This window comes from Pseudomonas sp. Sample_20 (assembly GCF_004307585.1).
Classification (GTDB): domain Bacteria; phylum Pseudomonadota; class Gammaproteobacteria; order Pseudomonadales; family Pseudomonadaceae; genus Aquipseudomonas; species Aquipseudomonas atacamensis.
Genome location: NZ_RCOA01000106.1, coordinates 1 through 11,249, shown reverse-complemented (window position 1 = coordinate 11,249; position 11,249 = coordinate 1). Strand labels below are relative to the sequence as shown.

Sequence of the window (11,249 nt, the reverse complement as noted above, 5' to 3'; positions counted from 1 at the left end):
GGGGCACCGGGATGGCCGCTGTTGGCTTTTTGCACGGCATCCATGCTGAGGGCACGAATGGCGTTGGCACGCTCACGACGGCTAGGCATCGCTGATCTCCTGGGTGTGAATAGACTGAAACGGAAAAAAGGAGGGCATTTTCCCTCACCCATGCGCCTCGGGGCAATGACAGATAGTCATCGGCAGGCGTTTTTCCAATCGATAGCACAGGTTTCGCTTGGTGAAACCTTTCCGCTATTCGTTTGTAGAGACTGCCGTCCGCCGAGAAGTGCCATTTATCGAGCAATATCAAAACTTTTTGATATTGACCTTGCGGTGCCTTGCCCCCGTCTCTAGACTGCCAGCCCTATGAACTTACGCGTGCCTTCCATTCGCCATGACGATTGCGATGAGCTGGCGGCCCTGTGCAAGGCCGGCGGCGATCCGCTGCGGCTGAATGTCTTGCGCGCGCTGGCCAACGATTCGTTTGGCGTGCTGGAGCTGGCGCAGATTTTCGGCATCGGCCAGTCGGGCATGAGCCATCACCTCAAGGTGCTGGCGCAAGCCGACCTGGTGGCGACACGCCGTGAGGGCAACGCGATTTTCTATCGTCGTGCCCTGCCCCACAGCGAATTGCTCGGCGGCAAGCTGCACGCGGCATTGCTGGAAGAAGTCGACGATCTGGATCTGCCTGATGAAGTGCAAGCACGCATCGAGCAGGTTCATGGTCAGCGTGCCGCCGCCAGCCGGGATTTTTTCGCCCGGGTCGCGGAAAAATTCCGTGCCCAGCAGGATTTGATCGCAGGCCTGCCGCAGTACCGTGACAGCGTGCTGGCCCTGCTCGACAAACTGAACTTCGGTGGTGCAGCCACGGCCATTGAAGTCGGCCCCGGCGATGGTGCTTTTCTGCCGGAACTGGCCCGTCGCTTCGGCACCGTAACCGCGCTGGACAACAGCCCGGCGATGCTCGAACTGGCGCGTCAGGTGTGTGAGCGTGAACAGCTGGCTAACGTCAGCCTGCAATTGGCCGATGCATTGAACGGCACAAGCCTCAAGGCCCATTGCGTAGTGTTGAACATGGTCCTGCACCATTTCGCCGCTCCGGCCGATGCGCTCAGGCACATGGCCGATTTGCTGCAACCGGGCGGTAGCCTGCTCGTGACAGAGTTATGTAGCCACAACCAGAGTTGGGCCAGGGAGGCCTGCGGTGATCTCTGGTTGGGGTTTGAACAGGACGATCTGGCCCGTTGGGCCACCGCTGCGGGACTCGTTCCCGGGGAAAGCCTCTATGTAGGCTTACGTAATGGTTTCCAGATCCAGGTTCGCCACTTTCAGCGACCGGCTGGCGACACTCACCATCGGTAAATTCAGGAAAACATCGAGATGAGCGAATACTCCCTCTTCACCTCCGAGTCCGTGTCTGAAGGACATCCGGACAAAATCGCCGACCAGATTTCCGATGCGGTGCTGGACGCCATTATTGCCCAGGACAAACACGCTCGCGTGGCTGTGGAAACCCTGGTCAAGACCGGCGTGGCCATCGTTGCCGGGGAAGTGACCACCAGCGCCTGGGTCGACCTGGAGCAGATCGTTCGTGACGTGATTTGCGACATCGGCTACACCAGCTCCGAAGTCGGCTTCGACGGCGCCACCTGCGGCGTGATGAACATCATCGGCAAGCAGTCCCCCGACATCAATCAGGGTGTTGACCGTGCCAAGCCTGAAGATCAGGGCGCCGGCGACCAGGGCCTGATGTTCGGTTACGCCAGCAACGAAACCGACGTTTTGATGCCAGCACCGATCACCTTCTCGCACCAGCTGGTGCAGCGTCAGGCTGAAGCACGCAAGTCGGGCCTGCTGCCTTGGCTGCGTCCGGATGCCAAGTCGCAAGTGACGTGCCGTTACGAAGGCGGCAAGGTTGTCGGCATCGACGCAGTGGTGCTGTCGACCCAGCACAACCCGGAAGTCTCCTACAAAGACCTGCGCGAAGGCGTGATGGAGCTGATCGTCAAGCACGTACTGCCTGCCGAACTGCTGAGCAAGGACACCCAGTTCCACATCAACCCGACCGGCCAGTTCATCATTGGCGGCCCGGTAGGTGACTGCGGTCTGACCGGTCGCAAGATCATCGTCGACAGCTACGGCGGCATGGCCCGTCACGGCGGCGGCGCGTTCTCCGGCAAGGATCCATCGAAGGTTGACCGTTCGGCTGCCTACGCAGGCCGTTACGTGGCCAAGAACATCGTTGCGGCCGGCCTTGCCGAGCGTTGCGAGATTCAGGTGTCCTACGCGATCGGTGTGGCCCAGCCTACGTCGATCTCGCTGAACACCTTCGGCACCGGCAAGATCAGCGATGACAAGATCATCAAACTGGTGCGTGAAGTGTTCGACCTGCGTCCATACGCGATCACCACCATGCTCGACCTGCTGCACCCGATGTACCAGGAAACCGCAGCCTACGGCCACTTCGGTCGCGCGCCGCAGACCAAGACCGTTGGCGAAGACAGCTTCACCACGTTCACCTGGGAAAAAACCGACCGCGCCGACGCCCTGCGTTCCGCCGCTGGCCTGTAATACCCTGGCTGCAAGAAAGCCCCGCACGGTTCGCGCCGTGCGGGGCTTTTTCATGCCTGACAGATTTTTGAGATCCCTGCGGGAGCGAGCCTGCTCGCGAAGACGACCGCCCCGGCAACACCAGTTCCCCTGCCCCGAAACAGTTCGCAAAAAAGCCGCGCAACGCTCTTCAGATCCTCACCTACCCTTCAAGCATCACCCCCCGAGCAAGGACGCTCACAATGCTCTTCACTCTGCGCCTGTTGCTGGCCTTCCTGCTGGCACTCATCACCCTCGTCAGCCAAGCCAACTGCCCGAACTGGGATCTTTCCCAAGCCCAACGCGAAATCACCGCCCTGCAAAACCGGATCGACCAATGGGACGACGCCTATCACCGCGAAGGCCGTTCATTGATCAGCGACGAACTCTATGACCAGTCCCGGCTGCGGCTGAAAGAATGGCAAGCCTGTTTCAATCAACACTCATCCCCGCAGCCGTTGCACACCGCGTCCGGCCCGGTCACCCACCCCATCGCCCACACCGGTCTGGACAAGCTGCACAAAGCCGAAGACGTCGCACACTGGCTGCGCGATCGCCAGAACGTCTGGGTGCAGCCCAAGGTCGACGGCGTGGCTGTCACGCTGATCTACCGCCAGGGAGTATTGCAGCAGGCGATCAGTCGCGGCGACGGTGTCAATGGTCAGGACTGGACCGCTTCCGCGCGCAGGATTGCAGCCATTCCGCAACGGTTGAGGCAGCCACGGGATCTGCTGGTACAAGGCGAACTCTATTGGCGCCTCAATGCGCATGTTCAATCACAGTCCGGCAGCGTCAACGCCCGCGCCACCGTAGCCGGGCTGATGGGGCGCAAATCGCTCGATGCCGAACAGGCCGCCGGGATCGGTCTGTTTGTATGGGACTGGCCGCAAGGTCCCGTGCGGCTGCCGGAAAGATTGTCCGAACTTCAAGCATTGGGGTTCGCTGCAACCGAGCCCTTTACACAGCCCATCAGCCGACTCGAAGACGCGCAAAAATGGCGCGAGCACTGGTATCGCTCGCCCCTGCCCTTTGCCAGCGACGGCGTGGTGCTGCGTCAGAGCCAACGGCCACCTGCCGAACGCTGGCAGGCCAAGGCTCCTTATTGGGCGATTGCCTGGAAATACCCGTTCGCCCAGGCATTGGCCGAGGTGCGCAAGGTCAATTTCAAAATCGGCCGCACCGGGCGGATCACCCCGGTGTTGGAACTGCTGCCGGTCAGACTCGATGACCGGGAAATCAAACGGGTCAGCGTCAGCTCGTTCAAGCGCTGGCAAACCCTCGACATCCGCCCCGGCGATCAGGTGGCAATCAGTCTGGCCGGGCTGACCATTCCGCGCCTCGACAGTATCGTGCTGCGCACCAGCGAACGGGCAGACATCAACATCCCCGATGCCGGCGACTACCACGCCCTGAGCTGCTGGCAACCGACGCCGGGGTGTGAAAGCCAGTTTCTCGCGCGTCTGACCTGGCTCAGTGGCAAGCAGGGCCTGGCCATGCAGAATGTCGGTCGCGGCACCTGGGAGAAACTTTTGGAAACAGGCCGTCTGAAACACCTGCTGGATTGGCTGACCCTCGATGCGTCAGAGCTTGCTAACATTGCCGGCCTCGGCGAGCGCAGCAGCGCACGTCTGATCCAGAGTTTTCACGGCGCGCGGCAACAGCCGCTTGCTCGATGGTTGAAAGCGCTGGGCATGCCGCCGACCGGACAGGCACAACTGGACGATTCGTGGCAGGCCCTTGCACAACGCGACACTGAACAATGGCAGGCAGAAGCCGGCATCGGCCCGGGACGCGCGGCGCAACTGAGCGCATTCTTTCGCGACCCGCAGGTACTGGCTTTGAGTGAAACCCTGAAAGCCGCCGGAATCGACGGCTTCTGAACCTGCAATCCCCGCCCGGCGGGAACCCAACGGCCGGCCAGACGCTCCAACAGCGCAGTGCCCTCCCACCCCGATTGCCTTTGCACATGGAGCTTTTATGAAATTTCTCGCACCGCTCGCCCTGCTTACTCTTTGCGGCGTCATGGCCGCCCCGGTCATGGCCGAAGAAGACGGCCCGGGCCTGACCGGTTGCGCTGCCAAGAAGCAGGGCATCATCAATCAGATCGAACAGGCCAAGTCGCGCGGCAACATGGAGCAGCAGGCAGGCCTGGAAACCGCACTGCGTGAAGTGAACGAACATTGCACCGACGCCGGGCTGAAGAAAGAGCGTGAGAACAAGGTGCTTGAAGCCAAGCATGAGGTGAGCCAGCGTCAGGCGGACCTCGACAAGGCCATGAAGAAGGGCGATCCGGAGAAGATCAACAAGCGCAAGGAAAAGCTCGCCGAGTCGCGCAAGGAACTGCAGGAAGCGCTGGACGAGATCGATAAGTAACCAAAGCCCTGTGGCGAGGGGATTTATCCCCGTCCGGCGGCGAAGCCGTCGTACATTCGGCTAGTTGGGTCCGACTGAAAAAACTTGGTTGTATGGTTTGGGGCTGCTTCGCAGCCCATCGGGGATAAATCCCCTCGCCACAAGGCACTCAGCAGCTTCAGGAATCAATGATCGCGAAACTCTTTATGGCAAGCACTGCAGGCATCTTCAACTTTCTGCACTGCCGGTCCGAGATTGCTGGCCTTGTACGGCTGAACCTGGCTGGCGACCACCAATTCACCGGTAGCCGCTTCGAGGGCGCGGGCCAGCTCCTGAAAACGCGCCTGTTTCTGCCAGACATCATCTTTGGCGCTGGTGTGATCTTCTTCGCGCACCTGCGGGAAATGCTTCCAAGGCTCATGGGCCAACGCATCAAGTCTGACCGCACCTTCGGCAAATTTCGGCCCGTCGAAGGCAATGCGCCCACGCAACATGCCGCCGAGGTCTTCGCTGGTCTTGAGCATCTGCTTGAAGATGGCCTTGCGCTGGCCCAGCGGCGAATTCGGGTCGACGCCGCCACAGGCGGACAAGGTCAGACAGGCCAGCAATACAACAGCAATTGGTTTCAGAGTCATGATGGCTTCAGGTCGCGGAAATCGGCGGCCAGTATCCTCGGCTCACCGCCAAACACCAATAGCCCTATTAAAAATACGGGTTGGTCGAGCGCATGGAGCACTCGGCCAACCGGCACAGGAATCACTCCATGAACAGCCGCTTCACGGCCTGGCGTCACCCGCTTATCGTCACCCTTCCACTGCTCGCCATCCTCGCCGGTTGCACAGGCGGCGACAGCGCCAAACCAAAAACCCATGCGCTGGCTACCTATTCCAGCGCGACCTGGGAAGCCTTGCCTGCGGTCTCCGACAGCGATCTGGTCGCCGGTTTCGGTTCCTGGCGCAGCGCGTGCACACGACTCAAAGCCGACGCAGTCTGGGGGCCGACCTGCGCTGCGGCGGTGAATGTGCCGCAAAGCGCCGCCGAGATTCGTGCATTCCTCAAGCAGAATCTCGATGTCTACGGCCTGCGCGCCGAGAACGACAATCCCAACGGTCTGATCACCGGCTACTACGAACCGGTGTACCCCGGCAGCCTGACGCCAACCGCAACGGCGAACGTGCCGGTGTATGGCGTGCCGGAAGACATGATCATCGTCTCGCTCGACAGCATCTACCCGGAATTGAAAGGCAAGCGCCTGCGCGGCCGCCTCGAAGGACGCGTGCTCAAGCCTTACGACGACGCGGCGACCATTGAATCCAAAGGTGTGAAAGCGCCAGTGGTCGCGTATCTGACTGACCCCATGAACCTGCAATTTCTGCAGATCCAGGGCTCGGGCCGGATCCAGACCGAGGACGGCAAACAGTTGCGCATCGCCTACGCCGATCAGAATGGCCACCCTTACCGACCGATCGGTCGCTGGCTGGTCGAGCAAGGCGAGCTGAAGAAAGAAGACGTGACCATGAGCGCGATCAGCAACTGGGCCAAGGCCAACCCGACGCGCATCCCGGAACTGCTCGCCAGCAACCCGAGCTACGTGTTCTTCACCCGCAACCCGGACAGCAACGAAGGCCCGCGTGGCTCGCTGAACGTGCCGCTGACCGCCGGCTACAGCGCTGCGGTGGATCGCAAGGTGATTCCGTTGGGCAGTCTGTTATGGCTGTCGACCACCAAACCGGATGGCACCCCACTGGTGCGCCCGGTCGCGGCGCAGGATACCGGTGGCGCGATTGCCGGCGAGGTGCGCGCGGATCTGTTCTGGGGCACTGGTGATGCGGCCGGGCAACTGGCCGGGGACATGAAGCAGCAGGGGCAGATCTGGATGCTCTGGCCCAAAGGGGCGGCGTTGCCGCAAGTGCCGCAGGTGGCGGATACACCGAAGCAAAAGTCTTAGGTTCTTCGTCGTCTGATCCATCGCTTTCGCGAGCAGGCTCGCTCCCACATCTGGAATGCATTTCCATGTGGGAGCGAGCCTGCTCGCGAAGAGGCCGGCAGCAACAGCCGATAATCAGATCGACACAAAGAAGAACGAAGCAATCAGCCCCATCCCGATAAACCACACCACCGAACGCAGTGCAGCCCAGTCGGCCAGATAGCAAATGATGTACAGCAGGCGACTGGTGATAAACAGCACGGCCAGCACATTGACCGTCACCAGCTGCGCAGTGCCGACCAGATGCGCAACGATCACCGCAGCGGCAAACGCCGGCGTTACTTCAAAGCTGTTCAGTTGCGCGGCGTGGGCGCGACGGGCGACGCCATCGACGCTGTCGAGAAAGTCCCGTGGATCATAATTGTCCTTGAGGCGGAAACCGCCGGTGGCCTTCGCCACGATCGTGCACACGTACGGCAGGAAAATCGCGATCAACACACACCACAGAGCCACTGTCATAACGTCGTCCTTTTTTTCGATTGGTGAAATTGGCGAGCGATCAGAACTTCATCACCAGCATGCCGATCAGCACCTGCCCACAGGCTAAGAGCCGCGCCCGGCAGAAAGGTTCTTTCAGCTGGATATAACACGGCAATTCCAGTGAGCCGTCGATTAGTCAGATTATTGATTCGCCATGTGTCAGCAGCTGTTTATACTGCAACCCACCGCGCCGTACTCAGCTGCACACCAAAAAATTCCAATAAAAGCTGCCTGCTCCGCTTTCTTCGAAAACGGTCGCTGGCACGCGTATGCCTGATCAAAGCGTCAAGACTACCGACAGAGACCTTGCGCATGCCCCTCGCTTTGCTTGCACTCGCTGTTGCCGCATTCGGCATCGGCACTACCGAATTCGTCATCATGGGCCTGCTCCCCGACGTCGCCCGCGATCTGGCGGTGAGCATTCCTCACGCCGGGCTGCTGATCACCGGTTACGCCCTGGGCGTGGTGTTCGGCGCACCGATCCTGGCGATCGGCACCGCCAATATGCCGCGCAAAGCGACACTGCTGGGCATGACGCTGATGTTCATCCTCGGCAACGTGCTCTGCGCGCTCGCGCCGAACTACGCGACGCTAATGGCGGCGCGGGTGGTCACGGCGCTGTGTCATGGGGCGTTTTTCGGCATTGGCTCGGTGGTTGCCGCCGGCCTGGTGGCGCCGAACAAACGCGCGCAAGCCATTGCCATGATGTTCACCGGCCTGACCCTGGCCAACGTGCTCGGCGTGCCACTCGGCACAGCGCTTGGCCAATACGCTGGCTGGCGCTCGACCTTCTGGGCGGTGTCGGTGATCGGCATTGTTGCGGCGCTGGCGCAGTGGTTGTGGCTGCCAAAACACATCGCAATGGACAAAGCCAACCTCGCCAGCGAATTCAAAGTGCTGGGCAAGGCCAACGTGCTGCTGGCGCTGGGCATGAGCGTGCTGGCCTCGACCAGCCTGTTCAGCGTGTTCACCTATATCGCACCGATCCTGCAAGACATCACTGGCGTCAGCCCCCACGGCGTGACGGTGATGCTGCTGTTGTTCGGCGTCGGCCTGACAGCGGGCAGCATGCTCGGCGGGCGCCTGGCCGACAGCCGCTTGCTGCCGTCACTGGTCGGCGTGGCACTGGCGGTCGTGGTGATTCTCGCGGCGTTCAGCCAGACCAGCCGTTCGGTGATTCCGGCGGCGATCACTCTGGTGCTGTGGGGAATTTTCGCTTTTGCGCTGTGCCCGATTCTGCAGCTGTTGATCATCGATCAGGCGCACGAAGCGCCGAATCTGGGTTCGACGCTGAACCAGAGCGCGTTCAATCTGGGCAACGCAGCAGGTGCCTGGATTGGCGGGCTGGTGGTTGCCAGCGGCGCGGATCTGGCGGACCTGCCGTGGACCGGGGCGCTGGTCGGCGTGCTGACGGTGCTGACGGCGCTGTTGTTCATTTACCTGCAACGTCGGCGGGCGAGTGCGGTCAATGTGTCTGGCTGAGACCTCTGCGACTGACTACCTGTGGCGAGGGGATTTATCCCCGTTGGGCTGCGCAGCAGCCCCAAAAACCTTCAATCGGGTTTTGTCAGGAATAATCGATAAGCCCGATTGCGACGGCTTCGCCGCCGAGCGGGAATAAATCCCCTCGCCACAATGAACTGTGGTGTGTCCCATGTCGCTGTTTGCCCATCAAACCCCTGCGTCCAACCTCCGGTCGCGCTCCATTCACTCTCCATCCAAAGGACCCCGGATGCTTGAACTCGTCGCCGCTTTCATCTGCCTCACCACCCTCCTGACCTTCGTCAATTTCCGCTTTATCGGCCTGCCGCCGACCATCGGCGTGATGGTTACCGCCCTGCTGTTCTCACTGCTCCTGCAAGGCCTCAGCGTCCTCGGTTTTCCCGGCCTCGAAGACCGCGTGCAGCAACTGATCGGCCAGATCGATTTCGGCGATCTGCTGATGAACTGGATGCTCTCGTTCCTGCTGTTCGCCGGCGCCCTGCACGTCAACCTCAATGATTTGCGCAGCTACCGCTGGCCGATCGGCCTGCTGGCGACCTTCGGTGTGTTGATCGCCACCGTGGTGATCGGCAGCCTGGCCTTCTACATTTTTGCCCTGTTCGGCTGGCATGTGAGTTTCCTCTACTGCCTGTTGTTCGGCGCGCTGATCTCACCGACCGACCCGATTGCCGTGCTCGGCGTGTTGCGTACCGCCAACGCTTCGAAGCCACTGAAAACCACCATCGTCGGCGAATCACTGTTCAACGACGGCACGGCGGTGGTGGTCTTCACCGTGCTGCTGGGCATCGCGCAACTGGGCGAAACCCCGACCGTCAGCGCCACGGCCATGCTCTTCGTCCATGAGGCGATTGGTGGTGTGTTGTTCGGCGGACTGATTGGTTATCTGGTCTATCGGATGATCAAAAGCGTCGAGCAGCACCAGATCACCGTGATGCTGACCCTGGCCCTGGTGATCGGTGGCTCGGCGATGTCCACCGAGTTGCACGTCTCGGCACCGATCGCGATGGTGGTGGCCGGTCTGATCATCGGCAACCTCGGGCGCAATCTGGCAATGAACGACATGACCCGGCGCTATCTGGACGGTTTCTGGGAGTTGCTCGATGACATGCTCAACGCGCTGCTGTTTGCGCTGATCGGCATGGAGTTGTTGCTGCTGCCGTTCAACTGGCTGCACATGGCCGCCGCAGGTCTGCTGGCGGTGGCGATTCTGTTGTCGCGTCTGCTTACCGTGGCGCCGGCGATCCTGCTGCTGCGTCGCTGGCGCTCAGTGCCGGCCGGCACCATCCGCATCCTGACCTGGGGCGGTTTGCGCGGCGGTGTTTCGGTGGCACTGGCGCTGGCCCTGCCGCTGGGCCCGGAACGCGACCTGCTGCTGAGCATCACCTACATCGTCGTGCTGTCGTCGATCCTGCTGCAGGGCCTGACCATCGGCAAACTGGTCAAGCACGCGACGCGCAACGAGCCGGCCAGCGTGGCTGAGCAAGCCCACCACTGATCATTTCTTGATCGACTGCGGATCGGGCTTAACAGCCTGATCTGCAGATTCCTTCGGCGCACCGCTTTCACTGCGAATTTGCGCATGGCTGATCAGCGCGAAGATAAAGCTGCCGCCGATGATATTTCCCGCCAGCGTCGGCCCGGCGAACACCGCCCAGAAATCACTCCACGGCAACTCGCCGGCAAACACAAGATAGGACACTTCCGCGGATCCGACGACGATGTGGGTGAAGTCGCCCAGCGCCATGAAGTAGGTGATGAGGATGATGATCCACATCTTCGCGCTCTCCATGGACGGGATCATCCAGACCATGGTGGCGATCATCCAGCCGGAGACGATGCCCTTGGCGAACATCTGACTGGCGCTGTGCTCCATGACCTTGCGGCCGATTTCGAGGAAGGCGACGTCGGTCTTGCTGTCGAAAATCGGCAGTTCCAGCATCACGTACGCCACCAGAATCGTCCCGCAGAGGTTGCCGACCAATACCACTGTCCATAGACGGATCAGGCGCAGGAAATTCTTCAGCGTCGGCCTGGTCATCACCGGCAGCACGGCGGTCAGGGTGTTTTCGGTAAACAGTTGCTGGCGCGCGAGGATCACTGCGAGGAAACCGGCGCAGTAGCCGAAACTGGCGATCACCTTGAATTCGTCGCCATCGGGCAGGCGCGAGTTGAGCAATCCCATGCCCATCAGCGACAGGCCCATGGTCAACCCTGCCGCCAGCGCCGACCACCACAGCGCGGCAATGCTACGCTCCAGCTCCTGGTCGCCCTGAGTGCGGATGATTTCGTGCAGAACGGCCGCGCGCGGCGGCTGGCTCTTCTCGACTTCGTGCTGCTCCTTGGCCGAGAGGTCGGG

10 protein-coding genes and 1 pseudogene are annotated in these 11,249 nt (G+C 61.1%); 7 read left to right on the top strand and 4 right to left on the bottom strand.

Annotated features, from left to right (window positions below; all coding sequences use genetic code 11):
- A pseudogene (locus D8U70_RS28145) lies at window positions 1–89 on the bottom strand (transketolase); the annotation flags it as partial.
- A 259-nt stretch (window positions 90–348) separates the two neighbouring features.
- Here D8U70_RS28145 and D8U70_RS21340 point away from each other — a divergent pair.
- From D8U70_RS21340 to D8U70_RS21325, 4 genes are all read left to right on the top strand, one after another.
- Window positions 349–1,344: a metalloregulator ArsR/SmtB family transcription factor gene (locus D8U70_RS21340; protein WP_130929663.1), complete on the top strand. Its 996-nt coding sequence runs from the start codon at window positions 349–351 to the stop codon at window positions 1,342–1,344.
- An 18-nt stretch (window positions 1,345–1,362) separates the two neighbouring features.
- Window positions 1,363–2,553 carry a methionine adenosyltransferase gene (gene metK / locus D8U70_RS21335; protein ID WP_024014624.1) on the top strand — a complete coding sequence of 397 codons (1,191 nt, stop codon included), beginning with the start codon at window positions 1,363–1,365 and terminating at the stop codon, window positions 2,551–2,553.
- A 221-nt stretch (window positions 2,554–2,774) separates the two neighbouring features.
- Entirely contained in the window at window positions 2,775–4,451 is a 1,677-nt protein-coding gene (gene ligB / locus D8U70_RS21330) for an NAD-dependent DNA ligase LigB (protein ID WP_130929662.1), read from the top strand.
- A gap of 97 nt (window positions 4,452–4,548) precedes the next feature.
- Window positions 4,549–4,944: a DUF1090 domain-containing protein gene (locus D8U70_RS21325; RefSeq protein WP_016772779.1), complete on the top strand. Its 396-nt coding sequence runs from the start codon at window positions 4,549–4,551 to the stop codon at window positions 4,942–4,944.
- Between the two features lie 164 nt (window positions 4,945–5,108).
- On the opposite strand, the gene D8U70_RS21320 is transcribed toward D8U70_RS21325, so the two are convergent.
- Window positions 5,109–5,558: a cytochrome c gene (locus D8U70_RS21320; protein ID WP_056786463.1), complete on the bottom strand. Its 450-nt coding sequence runs from the start codon at window positions 5,556–5,558 to the stop codon at window positions 5,109–5,111.
- A 128-nt stretch (window positions 5,559–5,686) separates the two neighbouring features.
- Between D8U70_RS21320 and D8U70_RS21315 the strand changes: the two genes are divergently transcribed.
- Window positions 5,687–6,871, top strand: a complete 1,185-nt coding sequence (locus D8U70_RS21315; RefSeq protein ID WP_076564416.1) for a murein transglycosylase A — start codon at window positions 5,687–5,689, stop codon at window positions 6,869–6,871.
- A 114-nt stretch (window positions 6,872–6,985) separates the two neighbouring features.
- Here the strand turns inward: D8U70_RS21315 and D8U70_RS21310 are convergent, their stop codons facing one another.
- Window positions 6,986–7,369: an MAPEG family protein gene (locus D8U70_RS21310; RefSeq protein WP_039757593.1), complete on the bottom strand. Its 384-nt coding sequence runs from the start codon at window positions 7,367–7,369 to the stop codon at window positions 6,986–6,988.
- A 333-nt stretch (window positions 7,370–7,702) separates the two neighbouring features.
- On the opposite strand from D8U70_RS21310, the gene D8U70_RS21305 reads away from it, so the two are divergent.
- Entirely contained in the window at window positions 7,703–8,872 is a 1,170-nt protein-coding gene (locus D8U70_RS21305) for an MFS transporter (protein WP_042606597.1), read from the top strand.
- A gap of 250 nt (window positions 8,873–9,122) precedes the next feature.
- Window positions 9,123–10,388 (top strand): sodium:proton antiporter, encoded by a 1,266-nt coding sequence (locus tag D8U70_RS21300; protein WP_130929661.1) that lies wholly within the window; start codon window positions 9,123–9,125, stop codon window positions 10,386–10,388.
- Here the strand turns inward: D8U70_RS21300 and D8U70_RS21295 are convergent.
- The coding region (locus tag D8U70_RS21295) for a formate/nitrite transporter family protein (protein WP_130929660.1) at window positions 10,389–11,249 on the bottom strand (861 nt) is incomplete at its 5' end.

Coding starts and splice junctions, on each gene's coding strand:
- D8U70_RS21300 (WP_130929661.1), top strand. CDS start 9,123: ATGCTTGAACTCGTCGCCGCTTTCATCTGCCTCACCACCCTCCTGACC.
- D8U70_RS21315 (WP_076564416.1), top strand. CDS start 5,687: ATGAACAGCCGCTTCACGGCCTGGCGTCACCCGCTTATCGTCACCCTT.
- D8U70_RS21320 (WP_056786463.1), bottom strand. CDS start 5,558: ATGACTCTGAAACCAATTGCTGTTGTATTGCTGGCCTGTCTGACCTTG.
- metK (WP_024014624.1), top strand. CDS start 1,363: ATGAGCGAATACTCCCTCTTCACCTCCGAGTCCGTGTCTGAAGGACAT.
- D8U70_RS21305 (WP_042606597.1), top strand. CDS start 7,703: ATGCCCCTCGCTTTGCTTGCACTCGCTGTTGCCGCATTCGGCATCGGC.
- D8U70_RS21310 (WP_039757593.1), bottom strand. CDS start 7,369: ATGACAGTGGCTCTGTGGTGTGTGTTGATCGCGATTTTCCTGCCGTAC.
- D8U70_RS21325 (WP_016772779.1), top strand. CDS start 4,549: ATGAAATTTCTCGCACCGCTCGCCCTGCTTACTCTTTGCGGCGTCATG.
- D8U70_RS21340 (WP_130929663.1), top strand. CDS start 349: ATGAACTTACGCGTGCCTTCCATTCGCCATGACGATTGCGATGAGCTG.
- ligB (WP_130929662.1), top strand. CDS start 2,775: ATGCTCTTCACTCTGCGCCTGTTGCTGGCCTTCCTGCTGGCACTCATC.